Source organism: Pseudomonas frederiksbergensis (assembly GCF_900105495.1).
GTDB lineage: Bacteria > Pseudomonadota > Gammaproteobacteria > Pseudomonadales > Pseudomonadaceae > Aquipseudomonas > Aquipseudomonas frederiksbergensis.
Genome location: NZ_FNTF01000002.1, coordinates 3,168,771 through 3,193,573, shown reverse-complemented (window position 1 = coordinate 3,193,573; position 24,803 = coordinate 3,168,771). Strand labels below are relative to the sequence as shown.

The window sequence follows — 24,803 nt, the reverse complement described above, 5'->3', positions numbered from 1 at the left end:
GCACGGCTCAAGCCCAATAAAACCGGGGCCTGCAACGCAGTCATTTTTTCGGAGACATCGCTGTCTTGTCTGTAACCCTCCGTAACACCCAATCGTTTTGCCACTACATATTCGGTCTTTTTTACTAAAAAACGGGCCGATTTTGTCTTTACCACTACATTTCGCCCAACCTGCGTAATAGACACATCTGCAACTGACAGGCGGCACCCGGGACCGCTACAATTACCGACTTTGTCGCAACGCTTGGAGCTCAACCTTCCGTGCCCGTTCTGCGTCTACCGCTTCTCCCTGCCGCGGCAGGTAAACAGCACTGGGGCAACCTGCCCGGTGCCGCCCTGAGCCTGGCCATTGCCGAGGCCGCCAGCGCTGCCAAGCGCTTCACCCTGCTGCTGACCGCCGACAGCCAAAGTGCCGAACGGCTGGAACAGGAGCTGAGTTTCTTCGCCCCGGATTTGCCGGTGCTGCATTTCCCGGACTGGGAAACCCTGCCCTACGATCTGTTTTCGCCGCACCAGGACATTATTTCCCAGCGCATCTCCGCGTTGTATCGGTTGCCGGAGCTGAGTCATGGCGTTCTGGTCGTACCGATCACCACGGCCCTGCATCGCCTGGCGCCGACCAAATTCCTGCTCGGCAGCAGCCTGGTGCTCGACATCGGTCAGAAACTCGATGTCGAGCAGATGCGCACCCGGCTTGAGGCCAGCGGCTATCGCTATGTCGATACCGTCTACGAGCACGGTGAATTTACCGTCCGCGGCTCGCTGATCGATCTGTTCCCGATGGGCAGCAAACTGCCTTTCCGAATTGACCTGTTCGACGACGAAATCGAGACCCTTCGTACCTTCGACCCGGAAAACCAGCGCTCCATCGACAAGGTTGAAACGGTTCGCCTCCTGCCAGCGAGAGAATTTCCGCTGCAAAAGGATGCGGTCACCCGCTTCAAGGCGCGCTTCCGCGAGCGTTTCGATGTCGACTTCCGTCGCTGCCCGATCTTCCAGGACTTGAGCAGCGGGATTACACCGGCCGGTATCGAGTACTACCTGCCGCTGTTCTTCGACGACACTTCCACGCTGTTCGATTACCTGCCCCAGGACACGCAAGTGTTTTCCTTGCCGGGTATCGAGCAGGCGGCGGAAAACTTCTGGAACGACGTGCGCAATCGCTATGAAGAGCGTCGCGTCGATCCGGCCCGTCCTTTATTGCCGCCCGCCGAGTTGTTCCTGCCGGTGGAAGATTGCTTCGCGCGCCTGAAAAACTGGCCGCGCGTGGTTGCCAGTCAACAGGACGTGGAAACCGGCGTCGGCCGCGAGCGGTTCCCCGCTCGAGAGCTGCCGAACCTGGCCATCGAAGCCAAGGCCACCCAACCGTTGGCGGCGCTGGCGGGTTTCCTCGACGAATTTCCCGGTCGCGTGCTGTTTACCGCCGAATCCGCGGGCCGTCGTGAAGTGCTGCTGGAATTGCTGGAACGCTTGAAGCTGCGGCCGAAAACCGTCGACAGCTGGCCGGATTTCGTCGCGAGCAAAGAACGCCTGGCGATCACCATTGCGCCACTCGACGAAGGCCTGGTGCTCGACGACCCGGCGCTGGCCCTGGTCGCCGAAAGCCCATTGTTCGGTCAGCGCGTGATGCAACGCCGTCGCCGCGAGAAACGCGCCGACGCCAACAACGATGCCGTGATCAAAAACCTCACCGAGCTGCGCGAAGGCGCGCCGGTGGTGCATATCGATCACGGCGTCGGTCGCTATCTCGGGCTGACAATCCTGGAAATCGACAGTCAGGCCGCTGAGTTCCTGACCCTCGAATACGCCGAAAACGCCAAGCTGTACGTGCCGGTGGCCAACCTGCATCTGATCGCCCGCTATACCGGCAGCGACGATGCCCTGGCCCCGCTGCACCGTCTAGGCTCCGAGACCTGGCAGAAAGCCAAACGCAAAGCTGCCGAACAGGTGCGCGACGTGGCCGCCGAGTTGCTCGACATCTATGCCCGCCGCGCCGCTCGCGAAGGCTATGCGTTCGCCGACCCGAAAGCCGATTACGCGACCTTCAGCGCCGGTTTCCCATTCGAAGAAACCCCGGACCAGCAAACCACCATCGACGCCGTGCGCGCCGACATGCTCGCGCCGAAACCGATGGACCGCCTGGTCTGCGGCGACGTTGGCTTCGGCAAGACCGAAGTGGCGATGCGCGCCGCGTTCATCGCGGTACACGGCGGTCGTCAGGTGGCGATTCTGGTACCGACCACCCTGCTCGCCCAGCAACACTACAACAGCTTCCGCGACCGCTTCGCCGATTGGCCGGTGAGCGTGGAAGTGATGAGCCGCTTCAAATCGACCAAAGAAGTGAATGCGGCGGTCGCGGACCTGGCCGAAGGCAAGATCGACATCGTCATCGGCACGCACAAGCTGCTGCAGGACGACGTAAAAATCAAAAACCTGGGGCTGGTGATCATCGACGAAGAGCACCGTTTTGGTGTCCGTCAGAAGGAACAGCTCAAGGCGCTACGCAGTGAAGTCGATATCCTGACCCTGACCGCCACGCCGATTCCGCGCACGCTGAACATGGCCGTGTCGGGCATGCGCGATCTGTCGATCATCGCCACGCCGCCGGCCCGTCGCCTGTCGGTACGCACGTTCGTCATGGAGCAGAACAAGAGCACGGTCAAAGAGGCCTTGCTCCGTGAGCTGTTGCGTGGCGGTCAGGTCTACTACCTGCACAACGATGTGAAAACCATTGAGAAATGCGCCGCCGACCTCGCCGAACTGGTGCCGGAAGCACGGATCGGCATCGGCCACGGGCAGATGCGCGAACGCGATCTCGAACAAGTAATGAGCGACTTCTACCACAAGCGCTTCAACGTGCTGATCGCCTCGACCATCATCGAGACCGGCATTGACGTGCCGAGCGCCAACACCATCATCATCGAACGCGCCGACAAGTTCGGCCTGGCGCAGCTGCACCAGTTGCGCGGCCGGGTCGGTCGCAGTCACCACCAGGCTTACGCTTATTTGCTGACGCCGCCGCGCCAGCAAATCACGCCTGACGCCGAAAAACGTCTGGAAGCGATCGCCAATACCCAGGACCTCGGCGCGGGCTTCGTGCTCGCCACCAACGACCTGGAAATCCGTGGTGCCGGCGAATTGCTCGGCGATGGGCAGAGCGGACAGATCCAGGCTGTCGGTTTCACCCTGTACATGGAAATGCTCGAGCGCGCGGTGAAGTCGATCCGCAAGGGCGAACAACCGAACCTCGACCAGCCGCTCGGCGGTGGTCCGGAAGTCAATCTGCGGGTACCGGCGTTGATTCCCGAGGACTATCTGCCAGACGTACACGCCCGACTGATTCTCTACAAACGCATCGCCTCGGCCACCGACGAGGAAGGCCTCAAGGACTTGCAGGTGGAGATGATCGATCGTTTCGGTCTGCTGCCGGAGCCGACCAAGAACCTGATGCGCATTACCGCGCTGAAATTGCAGGCCGAGCTACTGGGCATCAAGAAAGTCGACGGCGGCCCGCAAGGTGGCCGAATCGAGTTCGCGGCACAAACACCGGTCGACCCGCTGACGCTGATCAAGTTGATCCAGAGCCAGCCAAAACGCTACAAATTCGAAGGCGCCACGATGTTTAAATTCCAGGTGCCGATGGAGCGCCCGGAAGAGCGCTTTAATACTGTAGAGGCGCTGTTTGAGCACCTCATTCCGAAAACTGCTTGAAGGACGCCGCATGCGCCTGTTCCGCTCACTGACCTCGTTGACCATGTTATTAACAGCGCTGGTCAGCCCTACGGCATTTGCCGATGACTTGTATCAGATTGAAATGATTCTGGTCCGCCAAAACGCCGTGCCCGCTATCGTCAGCCGCGCCGCGCCGGAAGACTGGGCGGCTGGAGCTCAGCCCATCAGCCCCGACAGCCTGCGCACACCAAGCCTCAATGCCGAAGTGGAAAAACTCACCGCCAGCAATGAATACACGGTGTTGCTGCACAAGGCCTGGCAACAGAACCTTGGCGAAGAGGCCAGCAAAGTTGCGATCAGCGAGGGCAAGGAACAGTTCGGCCAGTACCCGATCGAGGGCACGCTGAGCATGAAACTGGGGCGTTTCACCGACGTCGACGCCGACTTCTGGGTTAACCAGATCGACGCCAACGGCATGGTCACCGCCAGCGAACGCATGAAACAGGAAAGCCACACCAAGAACGGCCAGTTGAACTTCCTCGACAATGGCCACTTGGGCCTGTTGATCAAGATCACCTCGCTCACCTCCCCTGCGCCTCGGCCAGTCCCCGAAGAAATTCCGGACTGATTGAGTCCTTATGTCAGCGACCCTGAGCAAACCCCTGGCACCTTCCTGGGTCAGCCGATTCAAGGAACAGAGCCTGGAGCGTGGCCGTCGCTACGCTTTGGAGAACCGCGTCAGGATCATCGAGGCCGGTGACGCCACCATCATTGCCGTCTGCGAGGGCTCTGGCGGCAATGTTTACCGTCAGACCATTCGCCTGCGCGAGTCAGCCAAAGCCACGTTGCTGATGATCGACGCCACCTGCACCTGCCCGGTTCACAACAACTGCAAACACTGCGCAGCGGTGCTACTGAAAGTGCAGGAAACCCTGGCCTACCCCGCCGCCGCGCAAGACGCCGAGCTACTCGAGAAACTTCAAGCCGTACTGGAAAACCGTATCCCGAAGCCCCCGCAAGTACTGGTGGATAACGTGCAGCCGGTGCCGCGCTTGTGGCTGGCGAGCATCGAGTTCAGCGCCTTCGAACCGCGTAACGGCAAGATGCAACGTTACATTCAGCATCGCGCGGCGTTGTCATTCGGCTATCTGGATGAATACGTTTCCGGACAGAAGAACGCCGACATCCTGATTCGCCAGGAGACGCAAACGCTACGGATAAAACGCCACCCGGAAGTCGAACAGACCTACAGGGAACAGCTACGAATCCTTGGCTTCAAGGTCGCCACCCGGCAAAGCAAAGCCTTGCCGGAAAGCGCCGGCGAACTTTTCGAGATGGTCAACGACAGCGCCTGGCTGACCTTCACCCTCAATGAACTGCCGAAGCTGCGCACCCAGGGTTGGGAGTTGCAGATCGACGAAGACTTCGGCTTCGACCTGACCGCCGTGGACGATTGGTACGCCACCGTAGAACAGGCGCCGGAGCGTGACTGGTTCGATCTGGAGCTGGGAATCATCGTCAACGGCGAACGGCTGAGCCTGCTGCCGATCCTGCTGAACCTGATGCGTTCTCACACCGAGATCCTCAACCCGGAACGCCTTGCACGGCGGCGCGACGACGAGTTGATCCTGGTGAACATCCCCAATCGCCCGAACTCCGAGCACGGACCATTGCAAGTCGCCCTGCCCTTCGGCCGATTGAAACCGGTACTGGCGACCCTCGGCGAGTTCTACCTGCAAGAACCCGGCGAAACGACGCTGCGCCTGAGCAAGGCCGATGCCACGCGCCTGAATCCGCTGGAGGACCTGCCGCTGCTTTGGGAGGGCGGCGAGCAAATTCGCACCTTTGCCCAGCGGCTGCGGGACATCAAGGACTTTACCTCGACTGCACCGGAAGGCCTGAACGCGACCTTGCGCCCCTATCAGCTGGAAGGCTTGAGCTGGATGCAGTCGTTGCGACAACTGGAAGTCGGCGGGATTCTCGCGGACGACATGGGGCTGGGCAAAACCCTACAGACCTTGGCGCACATTCTCAGCGAGAAGAACGCCGGACGCCTTGATCGGCCGTGCATGGTGGTGATGCCCACCAGCCTGATCCCCAACTGGCTGGATGAGGCGGCGCACTTCACGCCGCAACTCAAAGTGCTGGCGCTGTACGGTGCCAGTCGCAAAAAGCATTTCGACACGCTGGCCGATTACGACCTGATCCTGACCACCTATGCGCTGCTGCCCAAGGACGTCGAACGTCTCGCCGCGCAACCTTTGCACGTACTGGTTCTGGACGAGGCGCAATACATCAAGAACCCCAACAGCAAGGCCACCCATGCTGCCCGCGAATTGAATGCCCGCCAGCGTCTGTGTCTGAGCGGCACACCACTGGAAAACCACCTGGGTGAGCTGTGGTCGCTGTTTCACTTCCTGCTGCCCGGCTGGCTGGGTGACGTGAAAAGCTTCAACCGCGATTACCGCGTGCCCATCGAAAAGCGCGCCAGCGAAGTACGACTTCAGCACCTCAACGGTCGGATAAAACCGTTCCTGCTGCGTCGAACCAAAGAGCAAGTGGCAACCGAGTTGCCGCCGAAAACCGAAATCATCCATTGGGTCGAGCTCAACGAAGCCCAGCGTGACGTGTACGAAACCATGCGCCTGGCGATGGACAAGAAAGTCCGCGACGAGATCACCCGCAAGGGCGTGGCGCGCAGCCAGATCATCATTCTTGAGGCGCTGCTGAAGCTGCGTCAGGTTTGCTGCGATTTGCGCCTGGTCAACGATGCCACCCTACCCACTCGCGGCAGCACGTCGGGCAAGCTCGACAGCCTGATGGAAATGCTTGAGGAATTGTTCGATGAAGGTCGGCGGATCCTGCTGTTCTCGCAGTTCACTTCAATGCTGTCGTTGATTGAAGATGAGCTGAAAAAACGCGGAGTCGATTATGCGCTGCTGACCGGGCAGACCCGCGACCGGCGCGCACCGGTCAAAGACTTCCAGAGCGGCAAGCGTCAGATCTTTCTGATCAGCCTGAAGGCGGGTGGCGTCGGCCTGAACCTGACCGAAGCCGACACGGTGATTCACTACGATCCATGGTGGAACCCGGCGACGGAAAACCAGGCCACTGACCGAGCGTATCGCATTGGCCAGGAGAAACCGGTGTTCGTCTACAAGATGATTGCCCGGGGCACGGTGGAAGAGAAGATTCAGCATCTGCAGAAGGAAAAATCCGACCTGGCGGCTGGCGTGCTGGACGGACGCCAGACCGGGGACTGGAAGTTGCAGAGTGATGATATTGAAGCGTTGTTTGCGCCACTGCCGGACAAGCTGGAAAAGCGCTGAGATAGTCGCCGCCTGGTAGGTCGCTTTCGCGAGCAAGTCGATCGCCTCACCGCCGCTCCCACAGGGTTAACCTCAACCCTGTGGGAGCGTGGCTTGCCCGCGATGGGGTCACCTCGTATTGACTGAAGAAATCAGCTATCAGGACCTGGGTTCAGGCAACGGCGCAAACAACGCTTCAATGTCACTCTGCTCAAGCTTCCACCCTCCGGTCGTCCCACCTTCAAGCACAGCCCCGGCCAACGCCGCCTTCTCCTGTTGCAGTGCCTGTATTTTCTCTTCCACCGTGCCCTTGGCAATCATCTTGTAGACGAACACCGGTTTGTCCTGACCGATCCTGTAAGCACGATCGGTGGCCTGGTTTTCAACAGCAGGGTTCCACCACGGATCGAAGTGAATCACCGTGTCGGCCGCTGTCAGATTAAGCCCCGTGCCACCCGCTTTCAGACTGATCAGGAACAACGGCACCTTGCCGCTCTGGAAGTCTTTGACTGGCGTGCGCCGATCAGTCGTTTCGCCAGTCAACAACGCATAGCCGACGCCACGCTGCAGCAATTCCTCCTCAATCAATGCAAGCATCGAAGTGAACTGCGAAAACAGCAAAATCTTGCGTCCTTCACTGAGTAACTCCTCCAGCATCTCCATCAAACCGATCAACTTGCCGCTGCCCGCACGAAGTGCTTTCGCCGTCAGGGACATTTTGACCAGCCGCAGATCGCAGCACACCTGACGCAACTTCAGCAAAGCGTCGAGGATGATGATCTGGCTACGCGCAACGCCGCTGCGGGCAATTTCATCACGCACCTTTTTGTCCATCGCCACGCGCACGGTTTCATAAACATCCCGCTGCCCATCGCTGAGTTCGATCCAATGCACGATTTCGGTTTTTGGCGGCAACTCGGTGGCGACCTGTTCTTTCTTGCGGCGCAACAGAAAGGGCTTTATGCGGGCAGTCAGGTGCTGCATCCGTTCGCTATTGCCGTGCTTCTCGATCGGGGTGCGGTAGTCACGATTGAAGGTTTTACTGTCGCCCAGCCACCCGGGCAACAGGAAGTGAAACAGTGACCATAGCTCGCCGAGGTGATTTTCCAATGGCGTGCCGGACAGGCACAAACGCTGCCGGGCCTCCAGATCACGGGCAGCCTGGGCAGCTTTGCTGAGCGGATTTTTGATGTTCTGTGCTTCATCGAGAATCAGTACGCTCCAGACCTGTGGTTGCAAAACCTCAAGATCGCGCGGCAATAACGCATACGTGGTCAGCACCAGATCGTATTCGGCAAGGTTGATGAAATCCTTTTGCCGAGTAGCGCCATGCAGCGCCAGGACTTTCAGCTCCGGGGTGAAGCGTGCCGCTTCGTCGAGCCAGTTGGGAATGAGGCTGGTCGGCATCACCGCAAGTGCCGGAACATCGAGTCGCCCTGCCTGCTTCTCGACGAGTAAATGAGCCAGTGTTTGCAGGGTCTTGCCCAGGCCCATGTCGTCGCCAAGAATACCGCCAACCTCAAGCTCACGAAGAGTCTGCATCCAGTTCAGACCTTCAAGCTGATAAGGCCGCAATGTGGCGTTGAGGCCTTCCGGAACAGCAACGTTCGCCTGAGTCGATTCACGCAAGCGTTTGGCGAAACTGCGCAAGCGCTCACCGCCCTGCCAGACCAGCGGCAACCCCTCCAGCTCGCTCAGTCGCGCCGCATCAGGAGCGCTCAAGCGTAACGAGGCGCTGCTGCTCCCCCCCAAATACAACTCACCGAGCGTTGCCATCAATGGTTTGATTCGTCCCAGGGACAGCGCAATTTTTATACCTGGCTTGGCACCCAACTGCCCACTGTTGAGATCGATCAGCACTTGATCGTCATCGTCACGCATGGCCAGCTCTGTCGGGTTCAGCAGCTGCGGCTGTCTGCGCAACAATTGCAGCAGGATGGGCAGCAAACTGTGGCGCTCGCCATTGACTACGACACCCAACTGCAGATCGAACCACTCGCGCCCCGGAGATTCCTCGACATCGGCATACCATTCATCTACGGGCTGCACATTGAAATGAAAGCTCTCATCGATACGGATCTGCCAATTTGCCTCTCTGAGCGCCGGGACTACGGACTGCACAAAAGTCAGCCAAGCCGAGTCGTCCGGCAAATCGAACATTTCGCCCGCACTGTCGGGTAGCGCATCACTTTTACGGGTGGCCTTTTTGAAGCCCTGTTTTTGCAAAGCTTGGCGCAAGGCTTTTTCAGCCACGGTTTTGCGTTGGATGCGCTGGGTTTCGGTGCCGGACAGTATCAGTACTTCTGAGGATTTTTTGTCCGCCGCCACGTGCCCGTTATAGGTAAACGCCAAAGCCGCGCGATGTTCAACTTCATGCTTCCAGTTCCTGTAACGGTTAGTGCTTGCAAGCGTCAGGAAGGCTTGGGGTTCGACGTCATCGACGATCCGCTCGGTCAATGCATGCGGTGGAGGCACGACTCGAGTTACAGCACTCATCCGATGGCTGAACTGCATGGCCTGAGGTGCGGGAATGTCAGGGACCAATGACAGATGGCAGGCCAGCTTTCCGTCTAGCTCGCTAAGCAGCGGCCCAACTTCCAGCCGTTCGCGATCCAGGTAGTACAAAGGTTCCAGCGCCAGAACCGTTTCTTCAGACACTTCCTCACTACGCCACTGAGGACGGAAGCTGCCGCTGAGTTGCTCGGTCCAGGCAAACTGCCCAGACCTGCTCTTTCCAGCTACCAGCGGCTGCAATTGTTCGAAATCGAGATACAGGCGTGAGGTTTTTAATGCCAATTGAAGAACTTCGGCGCCACTGCTGCCCTGCAGGGGATAGCCGCTGTAAAACGAATGTTGGGAGTGGACGGCGACCAGCAATCTTGCGATTCGCAAGTCAAGCTCCGACAGATAGCCGGGCTCGCGCATCAGTGCATCTGACGGCGAGTACACCGATTTGATGTCCTGCAAGCGGCCATCCTTGAGCTGACGAGCCTTGTAGATTTCCAGCAACCACTTGCCTGTGGTGGACGTTGCTTTGAGTTTGTATACCCAGCAAGTGCCAGCGCTCTGCGCAGCCCCCTCGCGATCTGGAACGTCGTGGGGAATATCATTGAGCCAACGCTCCAACTCACGATTCAGTTGAACCGAGGCAGTGCTTTTGAACGAGTCCATCGGCAGTTCTTGCAAGTTGTAAAGCACGGTTGCGCAGTGCTTGCAATTGATCACCACCGGACACGAACAAGAACAAACCAGCTCAAAATCACCATTAGGGTCTTCGATGAGTTCAATGGCTTGTTCGTAAATATTCCCTTGGGAACCTTTGCAGATGGCGAGAACGAGAGCGTCCTCGATTTCGCAGATTTGCACCCGGTTTTCTACAGCGTATCTGCGAGCCTTATCCAGAGCACGATGACTGAACTCCTCCGCCCATGACAGTTCATGAAGTTGCTCAATAATTGCCAGCATCATATTTACACTTCTGAAAGTGATCGCAGTTCGCAGGTATCAAAACTCAGCATGTAAGCCGAAAGGTCTCAATCGATCAGTTGAGCATCTTTGAGCGCGCCCACGGCTGTCAGCCAGCGAGGATCCTGACGGTATTCAGTGCTGGCGTACGACTGGCCGCGCATCCGCGCAATGCGCTCGGACGGCTTTACCTTCAGGCGCTGGGCGGCGCTCAGGGCCAATTCAGCGGCCGCGCGATCGTTGCACACCAGGCCCATGTCGCAACCGGCCGTCAGCGCCGCTTCGATACGGCTGGCAGCATCGCCGACTACGTGGGCACCGGCCATGGACAGGTCATCGCTGAAGATCACGCCGTCAAATTGCAGTTCGCCACGCAGGATGTCCTGCAACCAGCGGCGGGAGAAGCCGGCAGGCTGCGAATCGACTTGCGGATAGATCACGTGGGCCGGCATGACTGCAGCCAATTGCTTGCTCAGTCGGGCGAACGGCACCAGGTCATTGGCGCGGATTTCGTCGAGACTGCGTTCATCAACAGGGATTGCAACGTGGGAGTCGGCCTCGGCCCAGCCGTGACCGGGAAAGTGCTTGCCGGTGGCGGCCATCCCGGCGCTGTTCATGCCGCGAATGAAGGCTCCCGCCAGCAACGCTGCACGTTCGGGATCACCTTCGAATGAACGGGTGCCGACCACAGCGCTGCGCTGGAAGTCGAGGTCCAGCACGGGAGCGAAACTCAGATCGAGGCCGACGGCCAGCACTTCAGTCGCCATGATCCAGCCGCACTGCTCGGCGAGGTACTCGGCATTCGGGTTGTCAGCGATGGCGCGCATGGCTGGCAGGCGTACAAAACCCTGACGCAAACGCTGAACCCGGCCGCCCTCCTGGTCGACTGCCAACAGCAGATCGGGACGAATGGCGCGGATTGAGGCGCTCAATTCGCGCACCTGACGCGGGTGTTCGATATTGCGGGCGAAAATGATCAGGCCGCCCACTTCGGGCTGGCGCAACAATTGGCGATCTTCAGCCGTCAGCCAGGTACCGGCGACGTCCACCATCAACGAGCCTTGCAGGCCAGCAGTCATAGAGATTCCTTGATAATGATAAATCCGGCTCGCACAAAATCGCCGCCATGGGCAATGCCCGGCAGGTCGGCGATACAAATGGGGAGCGGGTTCAAAACGAGAGTCGGCATGGGCGGCTAGCTTAGCGGATGTCAGCTGCCGCGCCCACCCGTGCGCAGTTAAACCTTGGCGACGGCCGGGGTCGATTTGCTGCGTGGACGCAACTGCGCGGTGGCCATGGCCGTGTCGGTGACCCCGGTTTCGGCGCGCATGCCAGCCGCCAGGAACGGCACCATCAGACGCATTACTTGCTCAATGGAGGTGTTGACGCCGAAGTCGGTCTCGGCAATTGCGCGCAGGGCCTTGATACCGGACATGCTGAATGCGGCGGCACCGAGCATGAAGTGCACGCGCCAGAACAACTCGATCGGCGGGATACGCGGCGCAGCTTCGTTGACCAACATCATGTAGCGGCGGAACACCTTGCCGTACATGTCTTCCAGATAACGCCGCAAGTGCCCTTGGCTCTGACTGAAAGCCAGGCCCAGCAATCGCATGAAAATCGACAGATCGTTGCCGCTACGTGGCTGCACCACCAGAGCTTGCTCGACGAGGATTTCCAGCAGCTCCTCTAGCGTCGGCTTGTTCTCCGGCTTGGCCTGACGCCGCTCGAGCTCTTTATCGAGGCTCAAGCAGAACGGCCCGAGAAAGCGCGAGAAAACTGCCTGGATCAAGGCCTTCTTTGAACCGAAGTGATAGTTCACCGCCGCCAGATTGACACCGGCCTTGCTGGTGATCAGACGCAATGAGGTTTCAGCAAAACCTTTTTCCGCGAACAATTGCTCGGCAGCATCAAGAATGCGTTCAACGGTTTCCGACTGGGCCATGGCTACTCCGCCTGACAAACACTTGTTTGAAACATACGTTTCAGCCCAGGCCTTGTCAAGCCTGACGGTTCGTTTTGGGAATGGCCGGTCAGCTATTTAACCATACAACTCGCAAGCGTGAATCAGCGTGCTCATCGACCGTCTGGCGGCCGGCAAAAAAAGGAGCATTGCCAAGACGGTTTCACTGTATATAATCCCAGTCACTGTATAAAAAGACAGAGCGATCATTATGCTAAAGCTGACGCCACGCCAAGCAGAGATTCTGGCCTTCATCAAACGCTGCCTCGAAGACAACGGCTACCCACCCACCCGCGCGGAAATCGCTCAGGAACTGGGCTTCAAGTCACCCAATGCGGCAGAAGAACATCTCAAGGCGCTGGCCCGCAAGGGAGCGATCGAGATGACACCCGGTGCTTCCCGTGGCATTCGCATTCCCGGCTTTGAAGCCAAGGCCGACGAGTCCACCTTGCCGATCATTGGCCGAGTGGCTGCCGGTGCTCCGATCCTAGCCCAGCAGCACATCGAAGAGTCTTGCAACATCAACCCGTCGTTCTTCCATCCTCGCGCCGACTATCTACTTCGGGTTCATGGCATGAGCATGAAGGATGTAGGCATTTTCGACGGTGACCTGCTGGCAGTGCACACCACCCGAGAAGCCCGCAACGGCCAGATTGTAGTAGCTCGGATCGGCGACGAAGTGACCGTCAAGCGTTTCAAGCGCGACGGCAGCAAGGTCTGGTTGATCGCCGAAAACCCTGAATTCGCCCCTATCGAAGTGAACCTGAAAGATCAGGAACTGGTGATCGAAGGCTTGAGTGTCGGCGTCATTCGCCGCTAAAGGAGGCTTTATGCAGTTCCCACATACATCACAACAAGCCCAACTGCCGTTGTTCGAGGCTTTCATGGTGCAGCCATTGGCGCCGATCCTGAAAGATGTGGTCGAGTCACCCTGGAGCGCCGAGCCCGAAGTCTTCAGTGAGCTGTCGCTGCGTGGTGCCGCCGGGAACTGCCTGAACCTTCTGGCGCCGATTCTCAGGGAACTGAGCCAGGACCAGGACGCGCGCTGGCTAACGCTGATCGCGCCACCCGCCAGCCTGACCCAGGCCTGGTTGCGGGACGCCGGCCTTAACCGCGAACGCATCCTGCTGCTGCAACCGCGCGGCACTCAGAGCGCACAGCAACTGACCTGCGAGGCCTTGCGCCTGGGCCGCAGCCACACGGTGGTCAGCTGGCTCAACCCTTTGAGCACAACTTCACGGCAACAGCTGATCAGCGCCGCCCGGATCGGGGACGCACAAAGCCTGAATATTCGATTGGGTTAACTGACAAACAATGCGCGCGTTGAACAACGCGGGGCTTCTCCAAGGATAGAGAAGCCAAACTGTAGCGAGATCAGCAAAAAACCGACGGGCGGGATCAATGAAGAACCCGAGACGCCTCGTCTGTATTGAAATCGCCTTCAACCAAGCGTCCAGCCATCTGAACGCCGACGCTCAACATCGCCTTGGCGACTTCCACGTGCTGACCCTGCAGAAACGCTTTGGCATCCTCGGAGAAATCCAAAGTAACCAGAGAACCCTCGTCCTCAGCCCTGCGCAGCTCAATACGGCCGTCTGGTAACTCGACAATTTCTAGAAAGGACGTTGGCATATAGGTCTGTTCTCCACGAAAGGCGGGGATTATATAGGCATCGGCCAGGCTTCGCTCGGGATCTTGACCAGATGCCATCATATAGAGAAAGGTCCGACAGCTCTCAGACCTGAACGGACAACCCACCGGGCCATCCATTATTCCGCTCTATCCTTCAGCACTCGTTCAGGCCTTCACGAAACCGAATCGCCAGTCCCTTGAGATTCTGACGCCAGCTCTCCAGCTCTTCCCGGCTCAGCTCCTGCGGAGCCTCTTCTTCATCCAGGTTAACGGCCAGGATCAGCGGCTGCGTCACGTCACCCTTAGGCTTGTGCGGTGCCCGAGGCGGCTGAAACAGCGCAGCATGAGCTGCCAGCAGTTTAGCCAGCCAGGTTTCCGGATTATTGGCCAACTCGACCATCTCGGCCATTTCCGGAATCGCGATGGCTTCAAGTACTTCACGCGTCAGCAGCAACTCGGCCCGAGGCGCGTTGGCTTGAGGCAAGCGATAGAAACCGGCGATTTCATGGCACAGCCCAAGCAATGCACCGTAAAGGTGAAATAACGCCGATTCACGTCCGGCCTGGATCAGCGCCAGGGAATTCATCGCCCGCCCCTCTTCGGCTCTGGCGAGCGCTTCCAGCGACAGGCCGGCGAAGTAAATCTTCTGGTTGGTACGGGTATAGAGTTCGTGGGCCATGACGGCAGCCTCCACAACGAAATAATTGCTTCACGCAGGTCAGACAGTGTCGTGGATCAGCTCCGCTTCCCGCAAGCACAAAACAAAAAGGCCGCATGAAAACCCGAGGGTTGTCATGCGGCCTTTTGTGTTCAGCGCCTTTTAAGCCTTGGCAGTCTTCGCCGGGCGCTTGTCTTCAACTGTCCACTTGCCGCCGTCGTAGTAGGCTTTCCAGCCAGTAGGCTTACCCTCGACTTCAGTCTGCACGTACTGCTCTTTGGTTTTACGGCTATAACGGATCACCGCAGGCAGGCCGTCCGGATCTTTCTTCGGCGCTTCGCAGAGGAAGTGGTACTTCGGATCGATCTCATCCTTGTGCGGCACAATTTCCATGACCAGCGGAGCTCGGGTTTCGCGGTTTTTCGGGAATTGACTGGCCGCCAGGAACAGGCCGGAAGCACCGTCGCGCAGGATGTAAGTGTCGTTGACCTTTTCGCATTTCAGCTCAGGCATCTTCACCGGATCCATCTTCGGCGGTGCTGCATCACCGCTTTTCAACAGTTTGCGGGTGTTCTTGCACGTCGCGTTGGTACAACCGAAGAACTTGCCGAAACGGCCGGTCTTGAGCTGCATCTCGCTGCCGCACTTGTCGCACTCCAGGCTCGGACCTTCGTAGCCCTTGATGCGATAGGTGCCCTCTTCGATTTCGTAGCCAGAGCAATCCGGGTTGTTACCGCAGATGTGCAGCTTGCGCTTCTCATCCAGCAAGTAAGCGTCCATCGCCGTGCTGCAGATCGGGCAGCGATGCTTGCCACGCAGCACCAGCGATTCCGATTCACCTTCGTCGTCCGCCGCGATTTCATCACCCGGCACCAGGTTGACCGTAGCCTTGCAGCGCTCTTTCGGCGGCAGGCTGTAGCCCGAGCAGCCGAGGAACACGCCGGTCGATGCGGTGCGAATCTGCATCGGACGACCGCACAACACACACGGAATATCGGTCATTACCGGCTGATTGGCGCGCATTCCGCCTTCGGCGCTTTCGGCTACTTCGAGCTTCTTCTTGAAGTCGCCATAGAACTCATCGAGTACGTTCTTCCAGTCGCGCTCACCCTGGGCCACGTCATCGAGATTCTCTTCCATGCCGGCAGTAAAGCCGTAGTCCATGAGATTGGAGAAGCTTTCGGCCAGACGTTCGGTAACGATGTCGCCCATCTTTTCCGAGTAGAAACGACGGTTGTGCAGCGCAACGTAGCCACGATCCTGGATCGTCGAAATGATCGCCGCGTAGGTCGAAGGACGACCGATGCCGCGTTTTTCCATTTCTTTAACCAGGCTCGCTTCCGAGTAACGCGCCGGCGGCTTGGTGAAGTGCTGGGTCGGATCAAGCTTGATCAGCTTCATCGCGTCGCCCTGAGCCATGTCCGGCAGCACGTCGTCATCGCCAGGCTTGGCAATTTGCGGCATGACGCGGGTGTAACCGTCGAATTTCAGGATCCGTCCTTTGGCACGCAACTCGAAATCGCCGGCACCGACGGTGACAGTGGTCGACAGGTATTGGGCCGGCAGCATCTGGCAAGCGAGGAACTGGCGCCAGATCAGCTCATAGAGCCGCTCAGCATCGCGCTCCATGCCCGACAGCTTGCTTGGCTCGGTATTGGCATCGGAGGGACGAATCGCTTCGTGAGCCTCTTGTGCGCCTTCCTTGCTGCTGTAGACGTTCGGGTTTTCCGGCAGGTACTTCTTGCCGAACTCGCCTTCAATATAAGTACGCGCCATCGTCACGGCATCAACCGAGAGGTTGGTGGAGTCGGTACGCATGTAAGTGATGTAGCCGGCTTCGTACAAACGCTGGGCCATCATCATGGTTTTCTTCACGCCGAAGCCCAGGCGGTTACTCGCGGCCTGTTGCAGGGTGGAAGTGATGAACGGTGCCGACGGCTTGCTGCTGGTCGGTTTGTCTTCGCGCTTGACGATGCTGTAGCTGGAAGCCTTGAGCTTTTCCAGTGCGGCCATGGCCTGGGTTTCGTTCAGCGGCTTGAAGGCTTCGCCTTTCTCGCGCGCCACATCAAAACGCACAGTCGCGCCCTTGGCGGTGCCGAGGTCGGCATGAACTTCCCAGTACTCTTCCGGGTTGAACGCGCGAATTTCACGCTCACGCTCGACCACCAGCTTCACGGCAACCGATTGCACGCGACCGGCGGACAGGCCACGGGCAACTTTGGCCCACAGCAGCGGCGATACCATGTAACCCACCACGCGGTCGAGGAAACGACGCGCCTGCTGGGCGTTTACACGGTCGATGTCCAGCTCGCCCGGCTTGGAGAAGGCTTCCTGAATCGCCTTCTTGGTGATTTCGTTGAACACCACGCGCTTGTAGCGGCTGTCATCACCACCGATGGCTTCGCGCAGGTGCCAGGCAATGGCTTCCCCCTCGCGATCCAAGTCGGTTGCGAGATAGATGGTGTCAGCATCTTTGGCGAGCCGTCGTAGCTCTTCGATGACCTTTTCCTTGCCCGGGAGGATCTCGTACTTGGCTTTCCAGCCATGATCGGGATCGACACCCATGCGCGAGACCAGCTGCTTGCGCGCCTTCTCTTTCGGCGTGAGCACCGGACCTTCACCCGCGGCGGCCTTGCCGCGCTTGGCGGCTGGCTCTTTGCTGGCGCTAGCCGAACCGCTGGTGGGCAGGTCTCGGATATGGCCGATACTCGACTTCACCACGTATTGGTTACCCAGATACTTGTTGATGGTCTTGGCCTTAGCCGGGGATTCCACAATGACCAGCGATTTGCCCATGGATCAGAAAATTCCTGAATTCTAGAAGTGAAAGGCGGTTGGCGCCTGACGCGGCACCGCTATATATAGTGGCTACAAGGTGAGGTCAAGCGCAGGGTTCTGCGCGCACTCCCCTTATGGCTGCGGAAATATGCTCGGTTCGGCTTGCACCAAAGCAAAGCGTGGCACCTGTTCGCCGTCAACCTCGACCGACTCCAGGAACATGCTCAAGGGGCGCACCCAAAAGCCGTAATCGCCATACAGGGCTTGGTAGAACACCACTTCTTCTTCGGTTTCCGAATGCCGCGCAACACTGAATACACGGTACTGCGGACCTTTGTAATGTTGGTAGAGCCCAGGTTGTATCGGCATGGTTTGGCCCTCGCTCAAATCTTTTCAAAATAAAAACAAAAATAAATTCAGAAAAACAAAAACCGGGGCACTTGGCCCCGGCTTCCTTCGACGAAACGCTTAAACGCGTTCGAAGACGGTGGAGATGCCTTGGCCGAGACCAATGCACATGGTAGCCACCCCGAAGGTGCCGCCATTTTGCTTCATCACGTTCAGCAGAGTGCCGGAGATACGCGCACCGGAGCAACCGAATGGGTGACCCAAGGCAATCGCACCGCCGTGCAGGTTAACCTTCTCGTTCATCTTGTCGAGTACTTTCAAATCTTTCAGCACTGGCAGGGCCTGTGCGGCGAAAGCTTCGTTGAGCTCGAAGAAGTCGATATCGTTAATGCCAAGACCCGCGCGCTTCAGTGCTTTTTGTGTGGCCGGTACTGGACCATAGCCCATGATCGCCGGGTCCACACCTGCCACTGCCATCGAACGAATCACCGCCATAGGCTGAATGCCCAGGTCCTGTGCACGCTGCGCCGACATCACGATCATGCACGAAGCACCGTCGGTGATTTGCGACGAAGTACCGGCTGTCACGGTGCCGCCCTTAGGGTTGAAAGCAGGCTTGAGAGCCGCCAGGCTTTCCAGGGTGGTTTCCGGACGAATGGTTTCGTCATAGTCGAACAGTTTCAGGAAACCGTTCTCGTCGTAGCCCTGCATCGGGATGATTTCGTCTTTGAACTTGCCTTCCAGTGTCGCCTTGTGAGCGAGCTGGTGGGAGCGCACGCCGAAAGCGTCCTGTTGTTCGCGACTGATGCCGTGCATTTTGCCGAGCATTTCTGCGGTCAAACCCATCATGCCCGAGGCTTTCGCCGCGTACAGGGACATGTGCGGGTTCGGATCGACACCGTGCATCATGCTCACGTGACCCATATGCTCGACGCCGCCAACCACGAACACGTCACCGTTGCCGGTCATGATCGCTTGCGCAGCAGTGTGCAGAGCGCTCATCGACGAACCACACAGACGGCTGACGGTCTGGCCGGCAGCGGTGTGCGGGATCTGAGTCATCAGGGACGCCATGCGAGCGATGTTCCAGCCCTGCTCCAGGGTCTGGTTCACACAGCCCCAGATCACGTCTTCGACTTCGCCCGGATCAACCTTGACGTTGCGTTCCAGCAATTTGCTGATCAGGTGCGCCGACATGTCTTCAGCGCGGGTGTTGCGGTGCATGCCGCCCTTGGAGCGGCCCATCGGAGTACGACCAAAGTCGACAATCACGACGTCTCTAGGATTCAAGCTCATATATTCACTCTCACTCTAGTTGGGGGCGCTTAACCGAAGAACCGCTGGCCGGTTTTGGCCATTTCGCGCAGTTTTGCGGTCGGGTGGTACAGCGCGCCCAAATCAGCGTACTGGTCAGCCAGGGCAACGAACTCTGCAACACCCATCGAATCGATGTAGCGCAGCGCACCGCCACGGAATGGAGGGAAACCGATACCGTAGACCAGGCCCATGTCGGCTTCTGCAGCGGTTTCGACAATGCCGTCTTCCAGGCAACGCACGGTTTCCAGGCACAGCGGGATCATCATCCAGTTGATGATGTCTTCGTCGGTGACTTCACGCTGCTCGAACACGATTGGCTTAAGCACTTCCAGTACCGACGGATCGGCGACTTTCTTCTGCTTGCCGCGTTTGTCAGTCTCGTAGGCGTAGAAGCCCTTACCGTTTTTCTGACCCAGGCGCTTGGCTTCGTAGAGCACGTCGATGGCCGAACGACGGTCGTCTTTCATGCGGTCCGGGAAGCCTTCAGCCATCACGTCGCGACCGTGGTGACCGGTGTCGATGCCGACCACGTCCATCAGGTACGCCGGGCCCATTGGCCAGCCGAATTTTTCCATGACCTTGTCGATGCGCACGAAATCTACGCCGGCGCTGACCAGCTTGGCGAAACCGCCGAAGTACGGGAACAGCACGCGGTTGACCAGGAAGCCCGGGCAGTCGTTGACGACGATCGGGTTCTTGCCCATTTTCTTGGCGTAGGCAACGGTGGTGGCAACGGCCACTTCGCTGGACTTCTCGCCACGGATCACTTCAACCAGCGGCATCATGTGCACCGGGTTGAAGAAGTGCATGCCGACGAAGTTTTCCGGACGCTTGAGGGCTTTGGCCAGCAAGCTGATGGAAATGGTCGAGGTATTGGACGCGAGGATGGTGTCCTCTTTGACCTTGCCTTCGACTTCAGCCAGAACGGCTTGCTTGACCTTCGGATTCTCGACAACGGCTTCGACGACCAGGTCGACGTGACCGAAATCACCGTAGGACAGGGTCGGACGAATGCCATTGAGCACTTCGGCCATTTTCGCCGGGGTCATGCGACCTTTATCAACGCGGCCCACCAGCAATTTGGCAGCTTCTGCCAGACCTTGCTCGATGCCGTGCTCGTTGATGTCCTTCATCAGGATCGGCGTACCTTTGGAGGCCGACTGATAAGCGATACCGCCGCCCATGATGCCAGCGCCCAATACGGCAGCCTGCTTCACTTCCTTGGCGATTTCGTCGTAGGCCTTGGCCTTTTTCTTCAGCTCCTGATCGTTCAGGAACAGCCCGATCAAGCTCTGCGCGGCAGAAGTCTTGGCCAGTTTGACGAAACCATTGGCTTCGACTTCCAGCGCCTTGTCGCGACCGAAGTTCGCGGCTTTCTGGATAGTCTTGATCGCTTCGACCGGTGCCGGGTAGTTCGGGCCCGCCTGACCGGCCACGAAACCCTTGGCGGTTTCGAACGACATCATCTGTTCAATGGCGTTGAGCTTGAGCTTTTCGAGCTTCGGCTGACGCTTGGCCTTGTAGTCGAACTCGCCGGAAATGGCGCGTTTGATCAGCTCCAGAGCAGCTTCCTGCAGTTTCTCAGGGGCAACCACTGCGTCGACTGCGCCGACTTTCAGCGCGTCTTCAGGGCGGTTTTCCTTGCCGGCGGCAATCCATTCGATGGCGTTATCGGCACCGATGATGCGCGGCAGGCGCACGGTACCGCCGAAGCCCGGGTAGATGCCCAGCTTGACTTCCGGCAGACCGATCTTGGCCTTGGTGGACATGACGCGGTAGTCCGCCGCCAGGCACATTTCCAGACCGCCACCCAGGGCGATGCCGTTGATCGCGGCGACAGTCGGGACGTTGAGGTCTTCGAAATCGCTGAAAATCTTGTTGGCTTCCAGATTGCCAGCAACAAGCTCTGCATCAGGCAGCTTGAAGTTCTCGACAAATTCGGTGATGTCGGCGCCGACGATGAACACGTCCTTGCCACTGCTGACGATCACACCCTTGATCGAAGCATCTGCCTTGATGGTGTCTACGGCCTGACGCAGTTCGTTCAGGGTTAGACGGTTGAACTTGTTGACGGACTCACCCTTGAGGTCGAATTTCAATTCGACGATGCCACTTTCAAGAGCCTTAACCGTGATGGCTTTACCTTCGTAAATCATCAACTGATCTCCACGATATGGAAGCTGAACAGTACACGTCGGACGCAGGCGAATGGTTCGGCAGGGACGTTTAACGTCAATGCTACGCCCATTCACCCGGCACACCCGCCAACGCGATAGTCGGGATTCTGTAGGAGCGGTCTGTAATACAAACGCTCAATTCATACGCCCGTTTGATTTGGGTACGTCACCTTCACGGAATTTCCGACAATTGTCAATCGCCCAAAATACTGGTTGAAACGCGACTTTCCGGTCATTTCCGTACCGCGAAGCCCTGCAACACGCGTCTGCATGTAAGGCCATTCATAGGATCAATAGTTAGAAAAGTCGCCCTAATTCGCTGCAGCCTTTGTTTAACAAGCTACGCTGGCGGGACCTTGTGGAAAAAAACATGAACGCTTTTGGCGAATGCCCAGCGTAAGATCAGTGTGACCCAGAATTACCGGCCTGCCTGGCCAACTCCAGCCCGATGATGATGTCGGGCTTTTTATTGCCTGTCTGCCGGAAATTTCGCGCCATTGCGGCGCGAAATTTCCGTGATTTAAGCCAGCGCCTTCAGCACCGCATCAATATCCTGCAAAACCGTCGCTTCGCCCTTCTCACCCCAATACAACGTGATCATCTGCTTGTCTGCTTCGACCTTGTAAACGTTGTCGGGCAATTTTTCGAAATGAATCAGCAACGCTGGCTCCTCGCAGACCTCCTGCCACTGATTGACCCACACACCCGGCGCTTTTTGCCAGTAACTCCAGCACGCCGGCCGATTGCCACGCCGCGGTCGATGGTATTGGGCGCAAGGGCTCGGCGGCTCCTTGCTCAGCCAGTGCGGCCAGTCCTGAGGCGCCAGCTGCATCGCCAATCCGATGCGTCGCGCCTCCATGCGCAGGGCCATGCGCCCGCTCTGGTGACGCGACGGACGCAACCATGCCAGCGGACTCAGAACCACCAACAAGATTGACACCACTATCCAGACCGTCATATCTGTACTCCCGATTCTTGATGAGCGCATTGGGTCACTGTGGAAACAATGCGCTTGAAACCAGCCATACTTACCAATATTGCAACCCTCAGGAGGAGCACCTCATGCCCTACAACCACATTCTGGTCGCTGTAGATCTAACCGAAGAGTGCGATCCTGTAATCCACCGCGCTCGCGAACTGTCAGTGAGCAACGGGGCGAAGCTGTCCCTGGTGCATATTGTCGAACCAATGGCCATGGCCTTTGGCGGCGACGTCCCCATGGACCTGTCACAACTGCAACAACAGCAGTTCGATCAGGCCAAGGAACGCCTGGACCGACTGATCGTGAAGTATCCGGAACTCTCCAAGGAATACAGCCACCTGACCTACGGCCAGCCACGCCAGGAGATCCACCACCTGGCCAAGGAACAGACCTGCGACCTGATCGTGGTGGGCAGCCATGGCCGACACGGCCTGGCATTGCTGCTGGGCTCGACTGCCAATGACGTGCTGCACGGTGCGCCTTGTGATGTGCTCGCGGTGCGCCTGATCAAAAGCTAAACCACAGCACTTACGAAAAGCCCGGCGCTCATCACTGAACGCCGGGCTTTTTTATAGCAGGATCAATCAGGCATCCAGCTCGGCCCAACGCTCGACCATTACGTCGTGCTCAGCCTGCAACTGCTCCAACTGAGCAATCACGGCAGCGGTCTCGGCCGCAGGACGCTGATAAAAACCGGCATCGGCCATTTGCGCCTCGACGGTAGCGATCTGCTGCTCCATGGCTTCGATCTGGCCCGGCAACATTTCCAGCTCACGCTGCAACTTGTAGCTGAGCTTCTTCTTCGCCACCGGCGCTTCGACTGCAGCAGCAACTGGCGCAGCTTCGGCCGTCACGACAGCAGAGGTCAGGTCGGCTTTGCCGGACTTGCTCTCGGTCACGCCCAGCAGGCGCGGCGAGCCGCCCTGACGCAGCCAGTCCTGATAACCACCGACGTATTCGCGAACCTTGCCTTCACCTTCGAAGACCAGGGTACTGGTGACCACGTTGTCGAGGAACGCCCGGTCGTGACTGACCATCAGCACGGTGCCGTTGAAGGTCAGCAAGACCTCTTCCAGCAACTCGAGGGTTTCGACGTCGAGGTCGTTGGTCGGTTCATCGAGGACCAGCAGGTTCGCCGGTTTGCTGAACAGTTTCGCCAGCAGCAGACGGGCACGCTCACCACCGGACAGCGCCTTCACCGGCGTGCGGGCACGCTGCGGGCTGAACAGGAAATCGCCGAGGTAGCTCAGCACGTGGCGGCTCTGACCATCGATATCGATGAAGTCGCGACCTTCCGCAACGTTGTCAATTACGGTCTTTTCCAGGTCCAGCTGATGGCGCAACTGGTCGAAGTAGGCCACGTCGATGCGCGTCCCTTCTTCCACTGTGCCGCTGGTTGGCTGCAGACCGCTGAGCATCAGCTTCAGCAGTGTGGTTTTGCCGGTGCCGTTGGCGCCGAGCAGACCGATACGGTCGCCGCGCTGCAGGACCATCGAGAAATCCTTGATCAGGAACGGGCCGCCCGGGTGAGCGAAGCTGACGTTCTCGAGGACCATCACCTGCTTGCCGGACTTGTCGGCGGTATCCAGCTGGATGTTGGCCTTGCCGGTGCGCTCACGACGCTCGCTGCGCTCGTTGCGCAGGGCTTTGAGGGCGCGGACGCGGCCTTCGTTGCGAGTGCGGCGAGCCTTGATGCCCTGGCGGATCCAGACTTCTTCCTGGGCCAGTTTTTTGTCGAACAGCGCGTTGGCGGTGTCTTCAGCGGCCAGCGAGGCTTCCTTGTGCACGAGGAAGCTGGCGTAGTCGCCGTTCCAGTCGATCAGGCCACCGCGATCCAGTTCGAGAATGCGCGTCGCGAGGTTCTGCAGGAATGAACGGTCGTGCGTGATGAACAGCACGGCGCCCTGGAAATCCTTCAGCGCTTCTTCGAGCCAGGCAATTGCACCGATGTCCAGGTGGTTGGTCGGTTCGTCGAGCAGCAACAGATCGGGTTCGGAAACCAGAGCCTGAGCCAGCAGGACGCGACGACGCCAGCCGCCGGACAACTCGGCGAGGGTCTTGTCGGCCGGCAACTGCAGACGGCTCAAGGTGCTGTCGACCAATTGCTGCAAACGCCAGCCGTCACGGGCTTCGAGGTCGTGCTGGACGTGCATCAGTTTGTCCAGATCGGCGTCGGTGACGATGTTCTGGCTCAGGTGGTGATACTGCGCGAGCAGTTCGCCGACACCGTCCAGGCCTTCAGCCACCACGTCGAACACGGTCCGCTCGTCGGCTACCGGCAATTCTTGCGGCAATTCGCCAATCTTGAGGCCGGGTGCGCGCCAAACGGAGCCGTCATCGGGCTTCTGGTCGCCCTTGACGAGCTTCATCATGCTGGACTTGCCAGTGCCATTGCGGCCGATGATGCACACCCGCTCACCACGGGCGATCTGCCAGGACACCTTGTCCAACAACGGCGTAGAGCCGAAAGCAAGGGACACATCGCTGAATTTGAGCAGGGTCAT

General features: G+C 58.5%; 17 protein-coding genes. 6 read left to right on the top strand and 11 right to left on the bottom strand.

Features of this window, described 5'->3' with window-relative positions:
• Positions 1-260: 260 nt before the first annotated feature.
• Genes mfd through BLW70_RS14915 form a run of 3 tightly spaced genes read left to right on the top strand, consistent with a single transcriptional unit; the run spans position 261 to position 7,000 of the window.
• A complete protein-coding gene (mfd, locus tag BLW70_RS14925) occupies positions 261-3,710 on the top strand; it encodes a transcription-repair coupling factor (RefSeq protein WP_074875134.1) in 3,450 nt (1,149 codons plus the stop codon).
• 10 nt (positions 3,711-3,720) lie between these two features.
• Positions 3,721-4,299 (top strand): CsiV family protein, encoded by a 579-nt coding sequence (locus BLW70_RS14920; protein WP_074875132.1) that lies wholly within the window; start codon positions 3,721-3,723, stop codon positions 4,297-4,299.
• Between the two features lie 10 nt (positions 4,300-4,309).
• Positions 4,310-7,000: a DEAD/DEAH box helicase gene (locus BLW70_RS14915; RefSeq protein WP_074875130.1), complete on the top strand. Its 2,691-nt coding sequence runs from the start codon at positions 4,310-4,312 to the stop codon at positions 6,998-7,000.
• Positions 7,001-7,138: 138 nt separating this feature from the next.
• Here BLW70_RS14915 and BLW70_RS14910 read toward each other — a convergent pair whose 3' ends face one another.
• The 3 genes from BLW70_RS14910 to BLW70_RS14900 form a co-directional block, all read right to left on the bottom strand.
• On the bottom strand, positions 7,139-10,444 hold the full coding sequence (locus tag BLW70_RS14910; RefSeq protein ID WP_074880575.1) for a DEAD/DEAH box helicase: 3,306 nt from the start codon (positions 10,442-10,444) through the stop codon (positions 7,139-7,141).
• Positions 10,445-10,512: 68 nt separating this feature from the next.
• Complete coding sequence (nagZ, locus tag BLW70_RS14905) at positions 10,513-11,511, bottom strand: beta-N-acetylhexosaminidase (protein WP_173860483.1); 999 nt, start codon at positions 11,509-11,511, stop codon at positions 10,513-10,515.
• Positions 11,512-11,681: 170 nt separating this feature from the next.
• On the bottom strand, positions 11,682-12,389 hold the full coding sequence (locus tag BLW70_RS14900; protein ID WP_074875128.1) for a TetR/AcrR family transcriptional regulator: 708 nt from the start codon (positions 12,387-12,389) through the stop codon (positions 11,682-11,684).
• A 229-nt stretch (positions 12,390-12,618) separates the two neighbouring features.
• Between BLW70_RS14900 and lexA the strand changes: the two genes are divergently transcribed.
• Together lexA and sulA are read left to right on the top strand one after the other, a co-directional pair.
• A complete protein-coding gene (gene lexA, locus BLW70_RS14895; RefSeq protein ID WP_007933171.1) occupies positions 12,619-13,227 on the top strand; it encodes a transcriptional repressor LexA in 609 nt (202 codons plus the stop codon).
• A gap of 10 nt (positions 13,228-13,237) precedes the next feature.
• Complete coding sequence (gene sulA, locus BLW70_RS14890) at positions 13,238-13,711, top strand: SOS-induced cell division inhibitor SulA (RefSeq protein ID WP_008151409.1); 474 nt, start codon at positions 13,238-13,240, stop codon at positions 13,709-13,711.
• Positions 13,712-13,805: 94 nt separating this feature from the next.
• Here the strand turns inward: sulA and BLW70_RS14885 are convergent, their stop codons facing one another.
• The 7 genes from BLW70_RS14885 to BLW70_RS14855 form a co-directional block, all read right to left on the bottom strand.
• Positions 13,806-14,039, bottom strand: a complete 234-nt coding sequence (locus tag BLW70_RS14885) for a hypothetical protein (RefSeq protein ID WP_008151412.1) — start codon at positions 14,037-14,039, stop codon at positions 13,806-13,808.
• Between the two features lie 154 nt (positions 14,040-14,193).
• Positions 14,194-14,718, bottom strand: coding sequence for a DUF6586 family protein (locus BLW70_RS14880; RefSeq protein WP_074875126.1), 525 nt, complete (start codon positions 14,716-14,718; stop codon positions 14,194-14,196).
• A gap of 141 nt (positions 14,719-14,859) precedes the next feature.
• Complete coding sequence (gene topA, locus BLW70_RS14875; protein ID WP_074875124.1) at positions 14,860-17,493, bottom strand: type I DNA topoisomerase; 2,634 nt, start codon at positions 17,491-17,493, stop codon at positions 14,860-14,862.
• A gap of 114 nt (positions 17,494-17,607) precedes the next feature.
• Positions 17,608-17,844, bottom strand: coding sequence for a DUF1653 domain-containing protein (locus BLW70_RS14870; RefSeq protein ID WP_007933188.1), 237 nt, complete (start codon positions 17,842-17,844; stop codon positions 17,608-17,610).
• 99 nt (positions 17,845-17,943) lie between these two features.
• A complete protein-coding gene (fadA, locus tag BLW70_RS14865; RefSeq protein ID WP_046047846.1) occupies positions 17,944-19,119 on the bottom strand; it encodes an acetyl-CoA C-acyltransferase FadA in 1,176 nt (391 codons plus the stop codon).
• 29 nt (positions 19,120-19,148) lie between these two features.
• On the bottom strand, positions 19,149-21,296 hold the full coding sequence (gene fadB / locus BLW70_RS14860; protein ID WP_074875122.1) for a fatty acid oxidation complex subunit alpha FadB: 2,148 nt from the start codon (positions 21,294-21,296) through the stop codon (positions 19,149-19,151).
• Between the two features lie 541 nt (positions 21,297-21,837).
• Positions 21,838-22,275, bottom strand: a complete 438-nt coding sequence (locus tag BLW70_RS14855; protein WP_074875120.1) for a hypothetical protein — start codon at positions 22,273-22,275, stop codon at positions 21,838-21,840.
• A 104-nt stretch (positions 22,276-22,379) separates the two neighbouring features.
• Between BLW70_RS14855 and BLW70_RS14850 the strand changes: the two genes are divergently transcribed.
• Positions 22,380-22,817 (top strand): universal stress protein, encoded by a 438-nt coding sequence (locus BLW70_RS14850; protein ID WP_008151425.1) that lies wholly within the window; start codon positions 22,380-22,382, stop codon positions 22,815-22,817.
• A gap of 66 nt (positions 22,818-22,883) precedes the next feature.
• On the opposite strand, the gene BLW70_RS14845 is transcribed toward BLW70_RS14850, so the two are convergent.
• A complete protein-coding gene (locus tag BLW70_RS14845) occupies positions 22,884-24,803 on the bottom strand; it encodes an ATP-binding cassette domain-containing protein (protein ID WP_074875117.1) in 1,920 nt (639 codons plus the stop codon).